The 21,020-nt window shown below is 75.5% G+C and carries 19 protein-coding genes and 1 riboswitch; of the genes, 12 read left to right on the top strand and 7 right to left on the bottom strand.

From position 1 onward, the window contains the following. Positions 1–4: 4 nt before the first annotated feature. Genes J1G43_RS14630 through J1G43_RS14615 form a run of 4 tightly spaced genes read right to left on the bottom strand, consistent with a single transcriptional unit; the run spans position 5 to position 4,848 of the window. A complete protein-coding gene (locus J1G43_RS14630; protein ID WP_207378717.1) occupies positions 5–940 on the bottom strand; it encodes an ABC transporter ATP-binding protein in 936 nt (311 codons plus the stop codon). Further along, positions 927–1,916: an ABC transporter permease gene (locus J1G43_RS14625; protein ID WP_207378716.1), complete on the bottom strand. Its 990-nt coding sequence runs from the start codon at positions 1,914–1,916 to the stop codon at positions 927–929. The genes J1G43_RS14630 and J1G43_RS14625 overlap by 14 nt, the downstream gene beginning before the upstream one ends. Further along, complete coding sequence (locus J1G43_RS14620; protein WP_207378715.1) at positions 1,913–3,622, bottom strand: glycosyltransferase family 4 protein; 1,710 nt, start codon at positions 3,620–3,622, stop codon at positions 1,913–1,915. The genes J1G43_RS14625 and J1G43_RS14620 overlap by 4 nt, the downstream gene beginning before the upstream one ends. Then, positions 3,619–4,848 carry a glycosyltransferase family 4 protein gene (locus J1G43_RS14615; protein WP_207340570.1) on the bottom strand — a complete coding sequence of 410 codons (1,230 nt, stop codon included), beginning with the start codon at positions 4,846–4,848 and terminating at the stop codon, positions 3,619–3,621. The genes J1G43_RS14620 and J1G43_RS14615 overlap by 4 nt, the downstream gene beginning before the upstream one ends. 237 nt (positions 4,849–5,085) lie before the next feature. On the opposite strand from J1G43_RS14615, the gene J1G43_RS14610 reads away from it, so the two are divergent. Next, the gene (locus J1G43_RS14610) at positions 5,086–6,576 is read left to right on the top strand and encodes an NCS2 family permease (protein ID WP_207340571.1); all 1,491 of its coding nucleotides are present in this window, start codon (positions 5,086–5,088) and stop codon (positions 6,574–6,576) included. Positions 6,577–6,581: 5 nt separating this feature from the next. On the opposite strand, the gene J1G43_RS14605 is transcribed toward J1G43_RS14610, so the two are convergent. Further along, positions 6,582–7,085: a VanZ family protein gene (locus J1G43_RS14605; protein WP_307859616.1), complete on the bottom strand. Its 504-nt coding sequence runs from the start codon at positions 7,083–7,085 to the stop codon at positions 6,582–6,584. Further along, on the bottom strand, positions 7,082–8,380 hold the full coding sequence (locus J1G43_RS14600; RefSeq protein WP_207340572.1) for a hypothetical protein: 1,299 nt from the start codon (positions 8,378–8,380) through the stop codon (positions 7,082–7,084). The genes J1G43_RS14605 and J1G43_RS14600 overlap by 4 nt, the downstream gene beginning before the upstream one ends. A 102-nt stretch (positions 8,381–8,482) precedes the next feature. Here J1G43_RS14600 and J1G43_RS14595 point away from each other — a divergent pair, with 102 nt between their 5' ends. From J1G43_RS14595 to J1G43_RS14570, 6 genes are all read left to right on the top strand, one after another. Beyond that, positions 8,483–8,959 (top strand): MarR family winged helix-turn-helix transcriptional regulator, encoded by a 477-nt coding sequence (locus J1G43_RS14595; protein WP_249670794.1) that lies wholly within the window; start codon positions 8,483–8,485, stop codon positions 8,957–8,959. Beyond that, on the top strand, positions 8,956–10,356 hold the full coding sequence (locus tag J1G43_RS14590; RefSeq protein ID WP_207371353.1) for an MFS transporter: 1,401 nt from the start codon (positions 8,956–8,958) through the stop codon (positions 10,354–10,356). The genes J1G43_RS14595 and J1G43_RS14590 overlap by 4 nt, the downstream gene beginning before the upstream one ends. A 94-nt stretch (positions 10,357–10,450) precedes the next feature. Next, complete coding sequence (locus J1G43_RS19680; protein ID WP_207378714.1) at positions 10,451–12,331, top strand: DUF4012 domain-containing protein; 1,881 nt, start codon at positions 10,451–10,453, stop codon at positions 12,329–12,331. Positions 12,332–12,492: 161 nt separating this feature from the next. Then, positions 12,493–12,963 carry an SRPBCC domain-containing protein gene (locus J1G43_RS14580; protein WP_207340575.1) on the top strand — a complete coding sequence of 157 codons (471 nt, stop codon included), beginning with the start codon at positions 12,493–12,495 and terminating at the stop codon, positions 12,961–12,963. Further along, positions 12,960–13,295, top strand: a complete 336-nt coding sequence (locus tag J1G43_RS14575) for a helix-turn-helix transcriptional regulator (protein WP_207340576.1) — start codon at positions 12,960–12,962, stop codon at positions 13,293–13,295. Before J1G43_RS14580 ends, J1G43_RS14575 begins: the two co-directional genes overlap by 4 nt. Positions 13,296–13,446: 151 nt before the next feature. Then, positions 13,447–14,151, top strand: a complete 705-nt coding sequence (locus tag J1G43_RS14570) for an LPXTG cell wall anchor domain-containing protein (protein WP_207378713.1) — start codon at positions 13,447–13,449, stop codon at positions 14,149–14,151. Between the two features lie 96 nt (positions 14,152–14,247). Here J1G43_RS14570 and serC read toward each other — a convergent pair whose 3' ends face one another. Continuing rightward, complete coding sequence (gene serC, locus J1G43_RS14565; protein ID WP_307859615.1) at positions 14,248–15,384, bottom strand: phosphoserine transaminase; 1,137 nt, start codon at positions 15,382–15,384, stop codon at positions 14,248–14,250. Positions 15,385–15,510: 126 nt separating this feature from the next. Here serC and J1G43_RS14560 point away from each other — a divergent pair, with 126 nt between their 5' ends. From J1G43_RS14560 to J1G43_RS14540, 5 genes are all read left to right on the top strand, one after another. Then, positions 15,511–16,200, top strand: a complete 690-nt coding sequence (locus J1G43_RS14560; protein ID WP_207340578.1) for a metal-dependent transcriptional regulator — start codon at positions 15,511–15,513, stop codon at positions 16,198–16,200. Positions 16,201–16,498: 298 nt separating this feature from the next. After that, positions 16,499–16,723: riboswitch (cyclic di-AMP (ydaO/yuaA leader) on the top strand. 3 nt (positions 16,724–16,726) lie between these two features. Further along, positions 16,727–17,509, top strand: a complete 783-nt coding sequence (locus J1G43_RS14555) for a C40 family peptidase (protein WP_207340579.1) — start codon at positions 16,727–16,729, stop codon at positions 17,507–17,509. A 205-nt stretch (positions 17,510–17,714) separates the two neighbouring features. Next, positions 17,715–18,254, top strand: a complete 540-nt coding sequence (locus tag J1G43_RS14550; RefSeq protein ID WP_207800810.1) for an HNH endonuclease — start codon at positions 17,715–17,717, stop codon at positions 18,252–18,254. Between the two features lie 189 nt (positions 18,255–18,443). Further along, positions 18,444–19,376, top strand: a complete 933-nt coding sequence (locus tag J1G43_RS14545) for a universal stress protein (protein WP_207340581.1) — start codon at positions 18,444–18,446, stop codon at positions 19,374–19,376. A 162-nt stretch (positions 19,377–19,538) separates the two neighbouring features. Next, entirely contained in the window at positions 19,539–20,999 is a 1,461-nt protein-coding gene (locus J1G43_RS14540; protein WP_207340582.1) for a hypothetical protein, read from the top strand. Positions 21,000–21,020: the final 21 nt, after the last annotated feature.

The raw sequence follows: 21,020 nt of genomic DNA, 5'->3' as shown, positions 1-21,020 counted from the left end.
GTTCTCAACCGCCCCGGACGTGCCGGGGCGGGGCGGACGGGTCGTACAGCTCGGTCACGCGCACGGCGGTGTCGTGCCCCTCGCCGAAGGCGTCATCGAGCAGGCCGGCGGCCTTCTCGGTCTCGCCCTTGGCCAGGTTCCACGCCCACCAGCGGTACTTCTGGGCCACGTCGTAGGCGCTGCCGTCCATGACGAGGCGGCCCTTGTGCAGCCAGATGGCGCGGGTGCACGTCTCCTCGATCGTCTTGGCGGCGTGGGAGACGAGGAACGTGCAGCCCGCGTTGCCGCGCAGCTGGTTCATCCGGTCCTCCGACCGCTCCCGGAACGCGGCGTCGCCGGTGGCCAGCGCCTCGTCGATCAGCAGGATCTGCGGGTTCGCGGCGGCCGCGATCGCGAACTTCAGGCGCGCCCCCATGCCGGACGAGTACGTCTTCATGGGGTGGTGGATCGCCGGCCCCAGCCCGGACAGCTCGACGATGTCCTTGTAGGCGGCGCTCACCTCCTCCGGCGTCATGCCCATGGCGAGGCAGCCGAGGCGCACGTTCTGCTGACCGGTGAGCTCCGGCAGCATCGCGGCGTTCACGCCCAGCAGCACCGGCGTCGTGCGGGCCAGCACCATGCCCCGCGCCGGACGCTCGAGGCCCGCGATGACCCGCAGGAGCGTGCTCTTGCCCGACCCGTTGAGCCCGACGACGCCGACGGCCTCGCCGGAGCGCGCGACGAACGACACCCCGGCGAGTGCCCGGTTGAGCACCGTGGGCTGGCGCCCGATGAGGCGGTTGACCGCGCGCATGGCGCGGGGCACCTCGGCCCGCGCGGCCGCGTCCGTGGAAGGCGTGCGGTAGCGCACGTGCACGTCGTCCACGGCCACCTGCACCGACCGCACGGCCGCGACACCGGTGACCGCCATGACCGCCTGCGTGGGGCTAGACGGAGCCATAGCTCTCCTCCCCGCGCCAGAAAAAGACGGCGCCAGCGGCAAGGAGACCGAACGACCATGCGCTGAGTACGGCCCACGACTTCCACGCGGGGGTCTGGCCGTACAGCAGGCAGTCCCGAACGATGTCCAGCACGAGGAACATCGGGTTCAGCTCCACAACCTGCAACAGCGTGGGGTGGTCGATGAACCGGTCGAAGGAGAAGAAGACGGCGGACCCGTACAGCCAGAACCGCATGAGCACGCCGATGACCTGGCCAAGGTCGGGCACGCGCGCCGTGGCACGGGCGGCGATGAGCGTGAGACCCAAGTTCATGGTGAGCTGCAGCGCAAGGACGAGCGGGACCAGGAGCCAGCGCCAGCCGATCAGCTGGGCCGGTGCTGTCCATGTGTCGGCGGCTGCCGGTCGCGTGAACAGGATGAGCACGACCAGCAGCACGAGGGTCGGCACGAACGCGAGGGCCTCGCGTGCCACGGACGCCAGCGGCAGCGCCGCGCGAGGGAATGCGAAGGACCGGACGAGCGACCGGCCCGCGACCAACGAGCGTGCGCCGGTGCTCACCGTCCGCGAGGTCAGCCGGAACAGGAAGACACCGATCAGCAGGTACCCGATGAAGTTGTCGATCCCTCTGCTCGAGCGCAGCAGCAGCCCGAAGATCACGAGGTACACCGCGGCGTCGAGCAAGGGCGACAGCACCAGCCACGCACGCCCCAGCAGCATGCCGTTCTTGCTCGTCGACACCTTCGCCCGCGCGTCGGCCACGATGAAGTGCCGCCGCAGCCACAGCAGCCGCAGGTACTCCCCGAAGGCCGGCCGGCTCGCGACGGGCCGCAGCACGGTCCCGTCCACGGGTTCCACGTGCAGGGGCCGTCGGCCGTCGCGCAGCAGCAGCGGACGTGTGAAGACGTTCGGCGTCGCGCCGGTGGCCGGCGCGCTCGTCGCCGTGTCGGTCGCGGCGCCGGTGGACTCGCCGCTCACGCCGCCACCTCCTCGTACAGCCGCCGGTACGCCGCCCCGGCGGCCGCCCACGTGCGCGTCGCGGCGAAGGCCCGTCCGGCCTCCCCGAGTGAGCCGGCGAGCGCGCGGTCGTCGGCCAGCCGCTCGATGGCGTCGGCCAGCGCCCGCGCGTCGTCGGGCGCCGCCAGCAGGCCCGTGCCCGGCTCCCCGACGATCTCCGCCAGGGCGGGCAGGTCGCTGGCCACCACGGGCCGCCCGAGCGCCATCGCCTGCATCGGCTTGAGCGGCACGACGGCCCGGGTCACGGCCGTGTCCCGGCGGGGGACGGCGAAGGCGTCGAGCGCGAGGTGCCAGCCGACCGCCTCGTCGGGCGCCACCCGGCCGGGCAGCACCACGTGGTCCGCGATGCCGAGGGTCTGCGCGCGCCGGGCGATGGACGCGCGCGCGGTGCCGTCCCCGACCACGGCGCAGCGCACGTCCGCACCGCGCCGGCGCAGCACGGCCACCGCCTCGACCAACGTCTCGATCCCCTCGTAGTCGACCAGGCTGCTCACCGTGCCGACCCAGAAGCCCTCCCCGGACAGGCCCAGCCGTGCACGGGCCGCCGTCGAGGATACGTGCAGGTCAAGCAGCTCGCCCGGCACCGCGTTGGGCACGACGGTGATCCGTGCGGGGTCGACGCCGCGCGTGACGAGGTCGCGCCGCACGGTCTCGCCGAGGGTCACCACGTGGTCCGCTGCCCGGGCCAGCTCGGTCTCCCGCGCCCGCAGCAGGGCGTGCCGCTCACTCGCGCGCGCCGCGTGCTGCGCCTCGACGGTGGGGAACGACGCCGCCCACGTGTCCTCCAGGACGCCGCGCACCTCGTACACCCACGGCAGGCCGTGCTCGTCGGCGAGGGCGCGGGTCACCACGGCGTTGCTCCACGCGGTGGTGGTGTGCAGCACGGTGGGGCGCAGGGCACGCACCAGGGGTCGCGCGAGCGCCACGTTCTGCCGCAGGCGCGCGCCGGGGGTGCGCGCGGCGGACCACGGCAGCAGGCGGTGGTACGCGATGCCGTCCACCACGTCGACGTCGCGGCCCGTCACGCGCCCGACGACGACGGGGTAGCCGAGCCGGGTGGCCGCGGCCACCTCGATGCCCGCGGCGGCCTGGGCGCGCAGCACCTCGTGGCTGCGCAGCGTGTACCCGCTGGAGGTGTGCGGCAGGGAGTTGGTCAGCAGGTGCAGCGCGACGGGCGGGCCGGCCGGAGTGGAGCGCGCACGCCGATCGCCGGCCAGCACCGTCCCGGGCGTCATGGCGCGCTGCTCGGACGCGAGGCGACGGCCCAGCGGGGTGCCCTGGGCGAGCGCGACGGCCCCGGAGACGTCGCCCGCCCGCCATGCGGCGCGGGCGCGCGTGACGCGCGGGGCGTCCGGCGGCAGGGGGACGTCGAGCTCGACGGCGACCTCCCCGAGCACCCGGCGCACCGGGGACGCCGGGCGTCCGGCGAGCGCGGCGGCCACGCCGGCCCGCGCGTCGTCCCGGTGCCCGCGCAGCCACGCGGCCAGGCCACGGCGGGCGTCGGCGTGCCGCCCTCCCGTGCCGTTGTCGAGCAGCCCGGCCACCGCGAGCGTCACGCGCCGTGGCGCGCGCCTGCTCGCCTGCACGGCCAGCAGCGCCGGGTCCTCGGCCGCCATGCCGGTGGCCGTGGTGACCCCGAGCGCCACCTGGCGGGCGAAGCCCTTCACGAGCGCACCTGCTCGAGCAGGTCGAGGTACGAGGCGGCCAGCTGGTCGTGGTCGGCGTTCTGCCGGACCCAGGCCCGTCCCGACGTCCGCACGTCGAGGCGCGTGCGGTCGTCCGCGAGGGCGCCCCACAGGTCCGCCAGCGCGGCCGGCGACTGCGGCGGCACCACGGACCCCGCGGCGGACTCCGCGACCACCCGGGCCGCCTCGCCGGCCACGGCGGCCGTCACGTGGCGGCCGACCGACAGGATCTCGTAGAGCTTGGAGGGCACGGTCCACTCGAACGGCCCCCAGTCGCGCAGCGAGACGACGACCGTGTCGGCCCAGGCGTAGTGGGCCATGACCTCGTCCGCGGGCACCCGACCGACGAACTCCACCCGGTCGCCGAGCATCCGCGCCAGGTCCCGCAGGTACGGTTCGTCGGCGCCCGACCCGACGAACCGCAGCCGCAGGGCGACGCCGCGCCGGTGGGCGACGTCGGCGGCCCGGACGACGGCGCCCAGGCCCTGGCTGCGCCCCATGGTGCCCAGGTAGAGCACGTGCAGCGCGTCGGACGTCCGGGCCGGGGTCGGCAGCAGCGGAAGGTCTGGCAGGTGCGCGCCGTTGCGGATGACGCTCACGCGGGGGACGCCGCGCGCGGACAGGACGTCGGCGAACGACACGGTGGTCGTCACCACGGAGTCGGCGTGCCGCTGCAGCGACGTCAGCGACCGGTGCGCGACCGTCGTCGCGCGCGCCCGCACACCGCCGCCCTCACCCGGCCCCCACATGCCGCTGGACGCGATCAGGTCGGGCCACGCGTCCCGCATCTCGACGACGGCGGGCCGGCGCAGCAGGCGGCCCAGCAGCATGCCGGCGGGGATGGTGGGCAGCCCGGGGGCGGTCGCCACGACCACGTCGGGCCGCTGCCGGGAGCCGATGAGGGGCAGCGTCCGGCGCAGGGAGTCACCGGCGGCGACGAGCTGGTCGGCCGTGCGGCTCACCAGGGACGGCCCGTGCTCGCGGAAGTGCACGCGCACCACGGTCTCGCCGTGGGCGCCCCGGGCGACGGTGCCGGGCCGCAGGTGCGCACCCTGCGGGTCCAGCAGCCCGGACGGGTAGTGCGGAGGCGGGGTCAGGACGGTCACGCGGTGCCCTGCGGCCACGAAGCGCTCCACGAACGCCGACCACCGGCGCTGCGGAGCGCCGGTCTCGGGTGCGTAGTGGTGGGTCAGCAGAGCGACGTGCACAGGTCTTTATCGACCCTTTCGCGCACGTGTGGTGGTATTTGCCCGTTCGACGTTCCATCTCACCGCGCGACCATATCTTGCGACCTCGGGGAAGGGCATTCCCGGCACACGCGCGCGCCCTCCATTTATCGCCCGCACGGCGGGTGAACCCGCGCCCGCGCTCACCGCGCGGACGCCACCTGCTGGCCATGCGGACGGTGCGCGTCCGGGCCGCGCACTTCTGCCACACTGCCGCCCATGTCGACAACTTCCCCGGAGGAGAAGCTCGACGACGCGTCCGCGCCCCCCCGCAGCGCCGTCGACCGCTTCTTCAAGATCACCGAGCGTGGCTCCACCATCGGGGCCGAGATCCGCGGCGGTCTCGTCACCTTCTTCACGATGAGCTACATCATCGTGCTCAACCCCCTCATCCTGGGCTTCGTGCCGGACGGCACGGGCGAGTTCCTGGGTGGCGGCACCGGTGACGGCAGCAACCTGCCGCTCATCGCCGCGGCGACCGCACTGGTCGCCGGCGTCCTGTCGATCCTCATGGGCCTCGTCGCCAACTTCCCGATGGCGCTGGCCGCGGGCCTCGGCCTCAACGCGGTCGTGGCCTTCACCATCGCGGCGATCCCCGGCGTGTCCTGGGCGGACGCGATGGGCATCGTCGTCCTCGAGGGTCTGATCATCACCGTCCTGGTGCTCACCGGGTTCCGCACGGCCGTGTTCCGGGCCGTCCCGCGTGAGCTCAAGGTCGCGATCGGCGTCGGCATCGGCCTGTTCATCACGCTCATCGGCTTCGTCAACGGCGGGTTCGTCCGCCAGGGCGGCGGCACGCCGCTCGAGCTGGGCATCGGCGGGTCCCTCGTGGGCTGGCCGTCGCTCGTGTTCGTCTTCGGGCTGATCCTGGCGATCGTCCTCATGGTCAAGCGCGTGCGCGGCGGCCTCCTCATCGCCGTCATCGGCACCACCGTGATCGCGGTGATCGTCGAGGCCGTCGCGAAGATCGGCGACCAGGCCGGTGGTGAGAACCCTGCCGGCTGGCACCAGAACGTGCCGGCCGTGCCGGACGCGATCGCGTCCGTGCCGGACCTGTCGCTGCTCGGTCAGTTCTCGCTGTTCGGGGCCGTCGGCCAGGTCGGCGTCCTCGCGGTCGCGCTGCTCGTCTTCTCGATCCTGCTCGCCGACTTCTTCGACACGATGGGCACCATGGTCGCCGTCGGGTCCGAGGCCAAGCTGCTCGACGAGGGTGGCAACCCCCCGCGCAGCAAGCAGATCCTGCTCGTCGACTCCCTCGGGGCCGTCGCCGGTGGTGTCGGGTCCGTCTCGTCCAACACCGCGTACGTCGAGTCGACGTCCGGTGTCGCCGAGGGCGCCCGCACGGGCCTCGCCTCCGTCGTCACCGGTATCGCGTTCCTGCTCGCGACGTTCCTGTCGCCGCTGGTCGCGATGGTCCCGTCCGAGGCGGCCGCGCCCGTCCTCGTCGTCGTCGGCTTCCTCATGGTCACGCAGATCACCGGCCTGGACTGGAAGTCCCCCGAGATCGCGATCCCCGCGTTCCTCACGCTCGTGCTCATGCCGTTCACGTACTCGATCACCACGGGCATCGGCGCGGGGTTCATCGCGTTCGTGCTCATCAAGGTCGCGGTCGGCAAGGCCCGGCAGGTGCACCCGCTCATGTGGTTCGCGGCCGTCGCGTTCGTCGTGTACTTCGCCCTCGGCCCCATCCAGGAGCTCATCGGCCTGTAACGGCCTCAGCCCTCTGACATCACCCGGCCCGGGTCCGCACTCGCGGACCCGGGCCGCGTGCGTCCGGCGCGGGGCGCGACCCACGCGATCACTGCCACACCCACCGCCGCACCCAGCGTGTTCATCACGACGTCCTGCACGGTCGAGAACCGGCCCGGCAGCACCCGCTGCACCGTCTCGATCGTCGCCGACGTCGCCAGCCCCAGCAGCACCACCGCCCACCACCGGCGCAGCCCCAGCAGCAGCCCCACCAGCACCCCGAACGGCACGAACATCACCACGTTCGCCGCGGGCTCCACCACCTCGAACCGCAGCGGGATCCCGCGCTCGTCCAGCCACCGCAGCACCGTGCGGACCACGCCCAGCGACCCCGCGTGGCTGCGTCCCGGCGTCAGCGTGACGGCTGCCACGGCTGCCAGGTAGGCCACCAGGAGCAGGACCAGGACGGGCCGGCGCAGCGACGCGCCGGTGCCGCCCGGTGCCGCGGCGCCCGGGTGGGGGTCGCTCACGTCGCGTCCGCCGCCCAGTGCATGGCCACGTCGTACCGGTCCCAGCGCGGTGCCAGCGGGTCCTGCCCGTGGGTCGCGTTGACCAGCAGCGCGGTCTGCCGCAGCGTCAGGCCCACCAGCCGGGCGCGCTCCAGCAGCTGCCCGCCGGGGTGCGGGGTGCGCGGCCGGGGGGACGGCACGGGCCGGCGGTTCAGCTGCAGGGCCGTGCGGGTGCCCGTCAGGGCGGGGATCCCGTTGCGCGTCGCGTGCTCGAGGATCGCGGCGTGCACCGTGCGGTCCTCGATCCCCAGCGCGGCGCCGCGCTCCAGGTACGGGTCGATCAGCACGGCGTTGACCGGCAGCTCGTCGAACGCGGCCAGCGGCTCCCGCCCCGAGCCGTAGGACGTCAGGACGATCCGTCGCCCCTGCGCCCGCAGGGTGCGCAGCGCCTCCATCACCTCGTCGACGTCCGCGAGCCACGCCGAGACCCCGATCCACACCCCCGGCGGGCACTGCTCGGTCAGCAGCTGCGCGAGGCTGCCGCGCGCGGGTCCCGTGCCGGACAGCGCGGCGGAGGCGTCCCACAGCACCGGCCCCTCCGTGGGCGACGCCGCCACGATGCGGGGGATCGCGCTGTGCGCGGCCCGGGCGACGTCGACGTACCGGGTGGAGCGCGTCAGGGACAGCAGGCCCTCGGCGCGCTCGGCGTGGACGCCGTCGAGGCCCGCGGCGTGCAGCCGCACCTGCGTGCCGAACCGCTCGCCGGTCACCGCGTCCCACAGGGGGCGTCGCGAGACCTGGCCGGCGACCCAGTGGTCCTGGGCGGGCACGGTCCCGGCCGGCAGCACCAGCCGCTCGATGGCCCGCGCGGCCACGTCGGCGGACGTCGTGGCGGGGCCCTGCGCGGCGGCGACCAGCGGCCGTGGGCCCACCGCGCGGCGGGTGCGGGCGCGCAGCTCGTCGAGCCGGGACCGCAGCTCGCGCGACTCGTCGGGGGAGTGCAGGGCGACGTACGCCGCGGCGGCCTCGCCGATGGCCACCACGCTGCCCGGGGCGTCGGCCCACAGGTCGAGGTCCCGGCACAGCGCGCGCTCGGCCACGTCGACGCCCCGGGCGCGGCCCGGCAGGCTGCGCGTGCTGGGGGTGTCGTAGGCCAGCGCGACCACGCTGACGACGGCGTCGTCGGGTGCGGGATGCGTGCACCCGGTGTTCAGCGCGGTGGCGGCGGGACGGTTCGTCACCGGGTCGATCGTCGACGCCAGGACGTGCTCGGCGACCAGCGCATCGTTCGACACGTCCCAGTTGGAACCTTTCATGACAGCATCCCTCCCCGGGTCTGACTGTTCACCACCGCGGTGACCTGCGCAAGAGCATGTCCACATGTCCTTACCCGAGGTCATGATGTAAGGTAACCATCCGTGACCGTCGCCCCCGCCCCGCCCGCCCCCGCGCCGTCCGTGCCGCCCGCGGCGGGCACCGCGGACCTCGCGCTCGCCGCCGAGCTCCGCGTCACGCTCGGCCGCGCCACCCGGCGCCTCAAGGCCGAGCGCGGTGACGCGGGCCTGTCCGACCCCCAGTTCAACGTGCTCGCGATCCTGCTGCGCGAGGGCCCCACCAGCCCTGGCCGGCTCGCCGAGCACGAGCGCATCGCCGCCCCCGCCATGACCCGCACGGTCGGCTGCCTCGCCGACCGCGGGCTCGTGCGCAAGCAGGAGCACCCCACCGACGGCCGCCAGGTCGTCGTCAGCCTCACCCCCGAGGGTGAGGCCGAGGTGGCGGAGACCCGCCGTCGCCGCGACGCCTGGCTGTCCGCCCGGCTCGCGGGCCTCGAGGCGGACGAGCGCGCCGTCCTCGTCCAGGCTGCCGAGATCCTCCGGAGGATCACCTCGTCGTGAGTGCCACCTTCTCCTCGCTCTCGTTCCGCAACTACCGCCTGTGGTTCGCCGGTGCCCTCGTCGCCAACGTCGGCACCTGGATGCAGCGCGTCGCGCAGGACTGGCTCGTCCTCACCGAGCTCTCGGACGAGTCGGGGGTGGCCGTCGGCATCACGACCGCCCTGCAGTTCGCCCCCACCCTGGTGCTCTCCGCCTGGGCCGGGCTGCTCGCCGACCGGTTCGACCGGCGCAAGCTGCTGGTCCTCACGCAGGTCGCCCAGGGCGTCCTCGCCGCCGGGCTCGGTGCCCTCGTGCTGTCCGGCCACGCCCAGCTGTGGCAGGTCTACGCGTTCGCCGGCATGCTCGGCGTCGTCACCGCCATCGACGGCCCCGTGCGCCAGACGTTCGTCGCCGAGCTGGTGCCGGCCAAGCGCCTGTCCAACGCGGTGGGCCTCAACAGCGCGTCGTTCAACGCCGCCCGCCTGATCGGTCCCGGCCTGGCCGGCCTGCTCATCGCCGCCGTCGGCAGCGGCTGGGTGTTCGTCATCAACGCCGCCACGTTCGCCGCCACCATCGTGTCGCTGACGCTCATGCGCCGCAGCGAGCTCTACCCCATGCCGCAGGCCCCGCGCGCCAAGGGGCAGATCCGCGAGGGCATCGCCTACGTCCGCAACCGCTCCGACATCCTCGTCATCATGGTGGTCGTCGGCGTCGTGTCGACGTTCGGCCTGAACTTCCAGCTCACCAGCGCCCTGATGGCCCGCACCGAGTTCGGCCGCGGCGCGCAGGAGTACGGCATCCTCGGGTCCGTCCTGGCCATCGGGTCGCTCACCGGTGCGCTGCTGGCCGCCCGCCGGGACCGCCCTCGCGTGCGCCTGGTCATCGGCTCCGCGTTCGCGTTCGGTGTCACGACGGGCGTCATGGCGCTGATGCCCACCTACACGTCCTACGCGATCGCCTGCATCCCCGTCGGGTTCGCGTCGCTGACGATGATGACCGCCGCCAACACCAGCATCCAGATGTCCACCGACCCGCGGATGCGCGGGCGCGTCATGTCCCTCTACATGGTCGTGTTCCTCGGTGCCACGCCCGTGGGGTCGCCCATCGTCGGGTGGATCGGCGAGACGTTCGGGGCCCGGTGGTCCATCGGCGTCGGGTCCGTCTCCGCGATCCTCGTGTCCGTCGGCGCGGCCCTGTGGGCCCGCAACCGGTGGGGCGTGCAGGTGCGGTACCACGTCGCCTCCCGCCCCCACCTCGAGGTGCTGTACCCGGACGACCGGACCGGGCGGGGCCCCGACCCCGACGGCACCGGCCCCACCCCGCCGACGTCCCCGACCACCCCCGGCGGGCGCCGGGCCACGGACGCGCCCGCACGGGTCGCCGTCCAGGACGCCGCGGACGCGCAGCACGCCGCCTGAGGTCCCACGCGGCCGCAACCCGCACGGGTGGATCCTCGGGTGAAAGGCACCCCGCGGGCGATGCCCGGTACGCCCCCTATGTGACGATCGGCGCGTGAGCACGACCAGGGCGGAGCCGGGTGGCGCGGCGGACGCCGCCGCACCGGGGCCGGGCGCGGGCGCAGCCGACGCTGCCGCGGACCGGACGGCCGACGCGGCGGTGAGCGAGCCCGCGACCGCCGGGCCGGGTGCAGGCCCGCGCCGCCACCGCCGCACCGTCGCGCGGGTCCTCGCCCTGCTCGCCGTCGTCCTGCTGCTGCTCGGGGCGTGGCTCGCGTCCCGCGTGTGGCAGGCGGTCACGGCGCTGCAGGACGCCCGCGACCTGCTCGGCGACGTCGCGCTCGGGACGGCCGTCGACGCCGCGCTGGACCCCGCGCTCACCGACGACCTCGCCGCCGTGCGCGCCGCCACCTCGCGCGCCGCCGCCGCGAGCACCGACCCCGTGTGGCGCACCGCCGAGCACCTGCCGTGGGCGGGGGAGCAGCTCGCGGCCGTCCGCGTGGTCGCCGGCTCCCTCGACGCCGTCGCCGGCCAGGTCCTGCCCGCGGTCGAGGACCTGCGTGCCCTGCTGGGCGGTGGCGTGCGCGGCCCGGACGGGCGCGTCGACGTCGAGGCCCTGGTGCCGCTGGTCGCCCGCGTCGAGGAGGCCGCCGCGACCGCGTCCGCCGCGCGCGCCGTCGTCGCCGCGCTGGACCCCGACCGCCTGGTCGGCCCGCTCGCCGAGCCGGTGCGCACCACCCAGGACGCCCTCGCCCGCGTCGACGAGGAGCTGGGCCCGGCCGGACGCACCGCCGGTGTGCTGCCGGCCATGCTCGGGGTCGACGGTCCGCGCACCTACCTGGTGCTCGCGCTCAACACCGCCGAGCTGCGCGCCGCCGGCGGCATCGTCGGCACGCTCGTCGCGGTGCGGGTCGAGGACGGGCGGGTCACCCTGGCCGACCGCCGTGGCGCGCGCGACCTCGCCGGCGCCGGGCGGCTCGTGCTGCCGCTGACCGCCGAGGAGTCGGCCCTGTGGGGCGACGACCTGGGGCGGTGGGCGCAGAACGCCGTGTCCACCCCCGACTTCCCGCGCACCGCCGAGCTGGTGGTGGCGCACTGGGCGCGCGCCGGCGGAGGACCCGTGGACGGCGTGCTCGCCACCGACCCCGTCGCCGTCGCGGGGCTGGTCGGGGCGACCGGGCCCGTGCCCGACCCCGACGGCGGTGACCTCGGGGCCGACCGCCTCGCCGCGGCTCTGCTGCGCGACGCCTACGTGGCCCACCCGGAGCCCGCGGACTCCGACGACTACTTCGGTGCCGTCGTCGCCAGCATCCTCGACGCCGTCGGCGCCGGTGCCGGGGACCCGCGCGACCTGCTGGCAGCGGGCCGCGACGCGGTCGACGAGCGCCGCCTGCGGGTGTGGTCCGCGCACCCCGACGAGCAGGAGCGGCTGGTCGCGACCGTCGCCGGCGGCGCGTTCACCTCCGGCCCGTTCGCCGACCAGCCGGGGATCTTCCTCGACGACGCCACGCAGGCCAAGCTCGGCGCCTACCTCGCCACCGGCGTGACGTTCCGCGACGCGCGGTGCACCGGGCCCGACCCCGCCGTGACCGCCGTGCTGCGCCTGGAGTACCGCCCGCCCGCCGGCATCGAGGGCTTCCCGCGCTACGTCACCGGGTCACCGGGGCCCGATGTGCCCGTCGGGACGCTGCTCACGGCCGTGTCCGTGTGGTCCGCGCAGGGCGGCCCGCCGCTGGTCGTCACGCGCGACGGCGCACCGGCCACCGGCAGCACCGCCACCGCCGACGGGCGTCACGTGCAGCGCCTCGCCTCGCGGCTGGCGCCCGGGCAGGTCCAGGAGGTCGCCGTCGACGTCCCGCTGCGCGACGGCGCCGTGACGCTCTGGACGACCCCGACCCTCACCCAGCCCGGCGTCGCCGCCTACCGCTGCCGCTGAGCCGGCCGTCCGCACCCGAGCCCGACGACGGCCACCGCCGTCCCGGCGCGGGGAGGGCGGCTGGCCCGCCGTCGCCCAGCAGATGCAACCACGGGGTTGCTTCATGGTCGAGCAGGGTGCAGGCTGTCGTGCAACAGGAGAGTTGCACCAAGGAGGCTGCCATGACCGCTCACCAGACCACCGCGCTCGTCGACGACACCACGTCGACCGTCTCCCGCACGGTCCGCGTCGAGGCCACGCCCGCCCGCGTGTTCGAGGTCCTCACACGCGAGGACCTCGTCGCCCGCTGGTTCGGGCAGCGCGCCTCGCTGCCGGACCTGCGCGTCGGCGGCACCGGCACCCTCGGGTGGGACGGTGAGGGCGACAGCCCGGTGCGGATCGAGGCCTACGACCCGCCGCGCCGCTTCGCCTTCGCGTGGCCCGGCTGCGGGGGCGATCTCGACCCCGCCACCGAGCTGACCGTGACCTTCACGCTCGCACCCGACGGCGACGGCACGTTGCTCACGGTCGTGGAGACGGGCTTCGACAGGCTCGGCGACGAGCGGCTGCGCCAGCTCGCGGACCACCGGGACGGCTGGACCGAGGAGCTCGACGAGCTCGTGGCGCTCGTCGCCGGCGGGGTGGCGGTGTGACGTCCGCGAGCGGCACGACGGACGTCGTCGCGGTCTGCGCCGCGCTGGGCGACGAGACCCGGTGGCGGGTCCTCACCGAGGTCGGGCGTGGCGAGGCGTCGGCGTCCGCACTGGCCGAGCGGCTCCCGGTGAGCCGCCAGGCCATCGCCAAGCACCTCGCCGTGCTGGCCGAGGTGGGGCTGGTCGAGCCCGTGCGGGCGGGGCGCGAGGTGCGGTACCGGGCGGTCGGCGCCCGCCTCGGGCTGCTCGCGCGCACGCTCGACGCCGTCGGCGCCCGCTGGGACGAGCGCCTGGCCGCGATCGCACGCCTCGCGGAGGCGCCGCCGGGGTGAGCGGGTCAGCGGGCCGACCTCGGCCCACCTCCCTGGACGATCGTCCGGGTGAATAATGCCCGTTCTGTCCGTTTCACCCGAACGAGGATGGGAATCCGCGGCGCGCGGGGCGAGGATGAGACGAAATGTCCGTTTCGACACAGGAGCCACCATGCGCGCGTTCATCCGGGTCTGTGCCGCCGCAGGCCTCGTCCTGGCCCTGACGGCGCTGGCCCCGTCGGCCACTGCCGCGACGCCCGCGCCGCCCGCCTCCGCCCAGGACGACTGCACGCGCGGCACCGACGGCTACGGCGCCGAGCTGCCGTGCGAGGTCGAGGTCGCCGTCCTGTCGCCCGTGTGCGACGGCGGCGTGCCGCGGCTGCAGTACGTCGTGCAGCCCGTGGGCACGGACCACACCACCGTCACCGTCACCTTCGTCAACCCCACCGGTCCCGACGTCGTCCTGGCCGACCAGCCGCTGTCCGGCAGCGTGCTGTGGCCCGGCGCCGTCGTCGGCGCCGACGGCACCGGCCTCGACTGGCCCGGCTGGCGCCTCGAGAACGGCACGTGGGTCGTCGGCGACGAGTACGACTGGGTCCGCCCGTCGGTCGAGGTCCAGTTCTCGGTCAACCCGACCGCGTCCGCCGTCGTGGCCTACCCGCCGTCCAGCCCCGTCTGCCTCACGCAGCCCGAGCGTGCCGACGTGCTGTCCGCCGGGGTCGAGCCCGCGGCCGGCGGCACGCAGGCCGCACCCGCCGAGCGCGCCGAGGTGCTGTCCGCGACCGGCTCGTCCGCCGGGCCCATCGCGCTGATCGGCGCCGGGCTCGTGCTGGCCGGGGCCGCCGGGGTGCTCGCCGCACGTCGCCGCCGCGCCTGACGCCGTACCGCAGGCCGCGCGACGTCCGACGGCCCGACGCACGCAGGGCCCGGCACCGCGAGGTGCCGGGCCCTGCGTGCGTGCGTGCGGGCGTCGTCAGACCAGCTGCTCGACCACGTGGTCGATGCACGCGGTGAGCGCCAGGACGTCGTCGGGCTCGACCGCCGGGTACATGCCCACCCGCAGCTGGTTGCGGCCCAGCTTGCGGTAGGGCTCGATGTCGACCACCCCGTGGCGGCGCAGCACCGCCGTCACGGTCGACGCCTCGACCTCCGGGGCCAGGTCGACCGTGCCGACCACGGGGGAGCGCAGCGCCGGGTCCGCGACGAACGGCGCGGCCCAGTCGCGGCTCTCGGCCCAGGAGTACAGGTGGCCGGCCGACGTCGCGGTGCGCTGCGCGGCCCACGCCAGGCCGCCCTGCTCGAGCATCCAGTCGATCTGCTCGGCCAGCAGCACCAGGGTCGCCACGGCCGGGGTGTTGAGGGTCTGGTCGGCGCGCGAGTTCGTGACCGCCGTCGTGAACGACAGGGACTCCGGCACCCAGCGGTCGCCGCCCTCGACGCGGGCGGCCCGCTCGACCGCGGCCGGGGACGCCAGCGCGAGCCACAGCCCGCCGTCCGAGGCGAACGACTTCTGCGGGGCGAAGTAGTAGACGTCGGTCTGGGACACGTCGAGGGTCGTGCCACCCGCTGCCGACGTGCCGTCGACGAGCATCAGCGCGTCGCGCGAGCCCGCGACGCGGCGCACCGGCGCGATCACGCCCGTCGAGGTCTCGTTGTGGGGCCACGCGTACGCGTCGACGCCGTCGACGTGCTCCGGCACCGCGACCTGCCCCGCGGGCGCGCTCACCACGTGCGACGGCGCCAGGAACGGCGCACGCGTGGTGGACGCGGCGAACTTGGCACCGAACTCCCCGAACCGCGCGTGCGCGGCGCGCTCCTGCACCAGGCACAGCGTCGCGACGTCCCAGAAGGTGGTCGACCCGCCGTTGCCCAGCACGACCTCGTAGCCGTCGGGCGCGTCGAACAGGGCGGCCAGGCCGGCGCGCACCCGACCCACCAGGCTGCGCACCGGCGCCTGCCGGTGCGACGTCCCCAGCAGCGTGGTGCCCACGGCGGCCAGCGCGTCGACCTGCTCGCGTCGCACCTTGGACGGGCCGGAGCCGAACCGCCCGTCCCGGGGCAGCAGGTCGGCGGGGATCGTCAGGTGGCTCAGGGCGTCGGCGTCGGGCACCCGTCGAGGATATCGACGCGCGCTGCGCACGGGCAGGCCCGTCCGTGCGCGAGGCGCCGACTACCCTGGACCGCAGCACGCGGCACGGGGTCCCGGGCCGCCGGACGCGACGTGGGAGGCCGAGCGGTGAGCGACCTGATCGACACGACCGAGATGTATCTCAAGACGATCTACGAGCTCACCGAGGAAGGCATCACCCCCCTGCGCGCCCGGATCGCCGAGCGCCTCGGGCACTCGGGTCCCACCGTGTCGCAGACCGTCGCCCGCATGGAGCGCGACGGCCTGGTCGTCGTCACCGGCGACCGGCACCTGGAGCTGACCCCCGACGGGCTGGCCAAGGCCGTGCGGGTCATGCGCAAGCACCGCCTGGCCGAGCGTCTGCTCACCGACGTCATCGGCCTGGACTGGCCGCACGTCCACGAGGAGGCGTGCCGCTGGGAGCACGTCATGAGCGAGCGGGTCGAGAAGCGCCTGGCCGCCCTGCTGGACCACCCGCACTTCGACCCGTACGGCAACCCCATCCCCGGCCTGGACGAGATCGGCGAGGAGCGCACGCCCGTGCGGTTCCTCGACGGCGTGGTGCCGCTGACCGCCCTCGGCGCGGCCGCCGACGGCACCGCGGTGATCGCGCGCATCGCCGAGCCCTTGCAGGTCGACGTCGAGCTGCTGGTCCGGCTGGCCGAGGCCGGCGTCGTGCCGGGGGCCGAGGTGAGCGTCGAGCGGACCACCGGGGTGGTCACCGTCGGCGTGGCGGGATCCGGGACCGTGCTCGACCTGCCGTACGACGTGGCGCGGCACATCTTCGTCGGGGCCTGAGCGGACCCGCCCGGACCGCCGGGACGGGCGGCGCCCGGGACCGAGGTCCCGGTCGTGGCGCCCGGTCGACGGGCGTCCGTGACCGCGGCCGCGGTTGTCCGAACGTGTCCGGTCTCCGGTCGGCGGCCCGGTTCGTCCGGTCGCCAACGGCGTGTCGACGGCGTGTCGCGATGTCCGCCGGACATCCCCGGACGCCCGTCCAAGATCTCTTCGAGATCTTCGTGACCAGAGCGTGACAATCCCGCAGAGCGTCATGTACGTTCGTCCTGCTTCTCGGAACCCTCCTCCGTGGGAGCCCTCGAGCGGAACGCCGAACCCTGCCGCCGCTCGCAGGTCCGTACGACTCGCCGGCAGGGGCGGGGGAACCACTTCTGGGCACCGGTCACGGTGTCCTTGGGGTGAAGCCGGGACGACGGCACGACAGCAGGGCACCACGGTGCGCAGCAGGTCGTGACGGAAGACCGGCCGGGTGATCTCCCACCCGAACCCGACAGCTCACCTCGTAGGCGCCAGGAGAGGCACGACCTTGTCCGATTGCATCAACCAGGCGCGTCACCGCGCCGCACGGCGCCCCTCGACGCCGCTGACCGAGCTGGCGAACGCCGCGTCCGAGCAGATGGGCACCGTCGGTCGACGGACGGCCGTCGTCGCCGCGTCGTCCGGGCTCATGGTCTCCATGATCGCTGTGCCGTCCTACGCGACGGACCGTGCCGACACCCCGGCGCTGGCCGCGGTCGACACCGCCGCCCTCACGGCGTCGGCGCGCGCCGTCCTCAACACCTCGCCCGTGGTCGCCTCGCCCGCCGAGGCCGTCTTCACGGTCGACGCCCCGGTGATCGTGGCCGAGAAGCCCGCGCCGCCGCCGGAGCCCGAGCCGGAGCCCGTGCGGACCCGCTCCACCGCTCGCACCGCCGAGCGCGCCGCGACGACGGAGACCACGCAGGCGCCCGCCAGCAACCCGGTCCCGCAGTCGGTGTCCGGCAACGCGGTCCTCGAGATCGCCGCCCGCTACGTGGGCGTCCCCTACGTCTCCGGCGGGTCGACGCCCGACGGGTTCGACTGCTCCGGGTTCACGTCGTACGTCTACGCCCAGCTCGGCATCTCGCTGCCGCGCACGTCGTCGGCCCAGCGCAACGCGGGCACCGTCGTGTCCCGTGCGGACGCCCAGCCGGGTGACCTGATCTGGAGCCCCGGGCACATCGGCATCTACGCCGGCGGCAACCAGATGATCGACGCGCCGCGCCCCGGCAAGACGGTCCAGTTCCGCAACATCTGGCAGAGCAACCCCACCTTCATCCGGGTCGGCTGAGCCGCTCCGATGCCGCGAGGCCCCGACGACGTCCACGTCGTCGGGGCCTCGTCGTCTCTGCGTGACACCCCGGTCGCCTGCACGACCGCCCGCACCGCTGCGGGAATTGGACGTGCGCGTACCCTGGTCGCGCATCCACGCTGTTCCCTCTCGTCCCGGGCCGGCAGCCAGCCGGTCCGACCCTCGAGGTCAGGAGTGCACCGTGCTGACGAGCGACCAGGCCACCCACCCCGATGCCGGACGCGCCCCGGTGCCGGCGCGCGCGCTCCTGCTCAACGCCAGCGGTGAACCGCTGTGCATCGTCAGCCTCCACCGCGCGGTCCTGCTGGTCATGAGCGGCAAGGCGACGGTGCTGGAGTCCGACGGCCGTGTGCTGCACTCCAGCCATCTGCAGATGCCGGTGCCCGTGGTGCTGGTCCTCACGCGGTACGTCCACGTCCCCGTCCGCCGGCCCGTGCCGCCGACCCGGCGCACCGTGCTGCAGCGTGACGACCACCGGTGCGCGTACTGCGGCGGCGGCGCCGACACGGTCGACCACGTCCACCCGCGCTCGCGCGGCGGGCGGCACGAGTGGACCAACGTCGTGGCGGCGTGCGTGCGCTGCAACCACCGCAAGGCGGACCGCACGCTCCACGAGCTCGGCTGGGAGCTGCCGTTCCGGCCCCGTGCGCCGCGCTGGTCGGTCACGGTCGGCGGTGCCGCCGGCCGGGCCGACCCGGCGTGGTCCCCGTACCTCGTGGCCTGACGCCCGGGCGCCGACGCGGGAGGGGCGCCGAGGGCGCCCGCGGTGCGCACGGCGTGTCGTCGCGTACCGCCAGGTGGTTGCGGGCCGCCCACCAGGCGGTTCTCTGCGGTCCCCGCGCGCTGCTGTGCCACGATGGCTGACAACCGGACTGCGGCGCGACGGTGCGCGGCACGCGATGCGGAGGTCGGCATGGCACGCGAGCACGAGATCCTCGTGGGGGTGGACGGGTCCAGCGCCAGCCTGCACGCCCTGGACTGGGCCGCGGCGGAGGCCCGGACCCGCGGGGCCGGGCTCCAGGTGGTCGTGGCCTACTCGCTGCCGACGTTCACGGCCGCCTCCCTCGACGGCGGGTACGCCGCGCTCGACGACGAGACGATCCGCGCCGGCGCGCAGGCGGTGCTCGACGAGGCGGTCGGACGGCTGCACGACCCGGGCGTGCTGGTGCAGGGCCGCGTCCTGACGGGGGACGCCGCCGGGGTGCTGGTCGAGGAGTCGCGCGACGTCGAGCTCGCCGTCGTCGGCACGCGCGGCCGCGGCGGGTTCGCCGACCGGCTGCTCGGCACGGTCTCCTCGGCCCTGCCGGCGCACGGCTGGTGCCCCACGGTCGTCGTGCCCCTGCGCGGCGAGGACGGCCACCCGCTGGCGGAGGGCGAGACCGCGCCCCTGCGGCCCGTGCGCCGCATCGTGGTGGGGGTCGACGGATCACCCCCGGCCGAGCGCGCGCTGCGCGCCGCGCTGCGTGAGGCGGTGGTCTGGGACGCGGACGTCTTCGCGGTCTCCGGCGTCCCGATCGCCTCCATGACCGGCGCGCTGGCGTGGCTGCCCTCCGCGGTGGACCACGAGCAGGTCCTCAAGGACGTGGCCGAGGGGCTCGACGTCGTCGTCGACCGTGCGGTGGCCGAGATCCCCGGCGCGCGCGTGCACCGGCGGGTGCTCGACGGCACCGGCGCCGAGCTGCTCACCGAGTTCTCGGCGGCCACGGACCTGGTGGTCGTCGGGTCCCGCGGCCGCGGCGGCTTCGCCGGCCTTCTCCTCGGCTCCACGAGCCAGGCGGTCCTGCACCACGCCCGCTGCCCCGTCATGGTCGTCACCACCCGCGGCGACGACGTCACCCGCCCCTGACCCCTCCGCACCGCGCACGGCGGGCACCTCGCGAGGGGGGCGTGCACGGATGTGCACGAGGCGGGGCATTTGGTGCCACCATTTGCGACGGAAACCCTCAGGTCGGACGCTGCACATGCCGATGGAGTCGTGTTGGAGCGACCACGCCTACGGGGGGGACCGATGAGCGGACGGCAGGAGAACGGCGCGCGCCCGGACGACGCCGGAGCGCGGACGTCCGCGTCCGCGCGTGCCGCGGCGGCGAAGGACACGTCCGCCGCCGCCCGGACGGACGTCGCGGACGCGCCCGCCGGTGGGCTCCCCACCCAGGGCGGGCACGCGGTCTCCGGGCCCGTCCCGGTCGTGCCGGCGCCGGGTGGTCCGACGTCGGCAGGGGGGCGCGGCGAGACGCCCACGCCCGGGCCTGCGGCGGTGCCGACGAGCCCGGACCGCCTCACCGTCGTCCCGACGCAGCCGGGCGTGCCGACGCACTCCGCGAGCGTGCCGGTCGTGCCTACGTCCGTCGACGCCGCGTCCGTCGTCGCCGCGCCGACCGTCCCCGACCACGCCGTCCCCGACCACGCCGCCCCGGAGCCCGTCGCCGCCGAGCCCGCGCCGCAGCCGCGGGCCGCGGCGCGTCCGCACGGGCGTCGGATCGTCGCGCTGCTGACCGCCGCCGGGGTCCTCGTCTCCGCCGGCGGGGTGTGGGCCGTGCAGCAGGACCGCGCGGCGCGCGCGGACGCGCACCGCGCCGCACAGAGCCGCGTCGAGGCCGTCCGTGTCGCGCTCGCGCCGGAGCTCACAGCGCCGCGCCCGGAGGGTCTCGTCGCCGGGACCGCGGTCGCCGGGGCGCTGCGCGCCGACGCGGGCGCCGTCGGCCGTGCCGCGGTCGAGCGCGCGAACGCCACCCTGGCGGTGTCGGCGCAGGCCGGTGACGGCCCGCGGGGCGCCCTGCAGACCGCCGTCGGCGGGGCCGCCGCCGCCCTCGACGCCCCCGCCGTCTCCCTCACGACGCTGCGGACCACCACCGCCGCGCTCGCCGCGCCGCAGCAGGCCGTCGTCGACGCGCAGGCCGCGTGGCAGGCCGCCGAGGACGCCCGCATCGCCGCCGAGCGGGCCGCGGCCGAGGCCGCCGCCGCGCAGGCGGCCGCCGCCCGCGCCGGCAGCCGGACCACCACCGCCAAGGGGAGCAGCGCCGGCAGCACCCGGCGCTCGACCGGCACGGCGCCGAGCGGCGGGACGTCCGGTGGCGCCCCCGCCGCCGCGGCGGAGGCACCCGCCGCGGTCGGCCTGCCCACCGCCGGCTCGGAGGCCTCGGCCGGGGCGGTCGGCGAGGCCCTCAACGCCCACCGCGCCGCCAACGGCCTGGGTGCGCTGTCGATCGTGCGCTCCGGCGCCCGCGTCGAGCACGCGATGCAGATGGCCGCCTCGAACAGCATCTGGCACTCCGGCACCCGCGCGGGCTCGCCCAAGGCGCGCCCGGAGATCGTCGGGCGCGTCAGCCCGGGCAACGCCACGCGCATGATCGCGGCGTACGCCGGGTCCAGCGGGCACAACCAGCAGATGCTGGGCGGCTACTCAACCGCGTACATCGGCGCGGTGTCGTACGACGGCTGGCTCTACACCTCGATCACGTTCGGCTGACCGGCCACGGCACCACCGGCC

Origin of the sequence: Cellulomonas sp. zg-ZUI22 (assembly GCF_017353535.1) — a bacterium.
Taxonomy (GTDB): domain Bacteria; phylum Actinomycetota; class Actinomycetes; order Actinomycetales; family Cellulomonadaceae; genus Cellulomonas; species Cellulomonas wangleii.
This window is presented reverse-complemented; position numbering and strand designations above follow the sequence as displayed.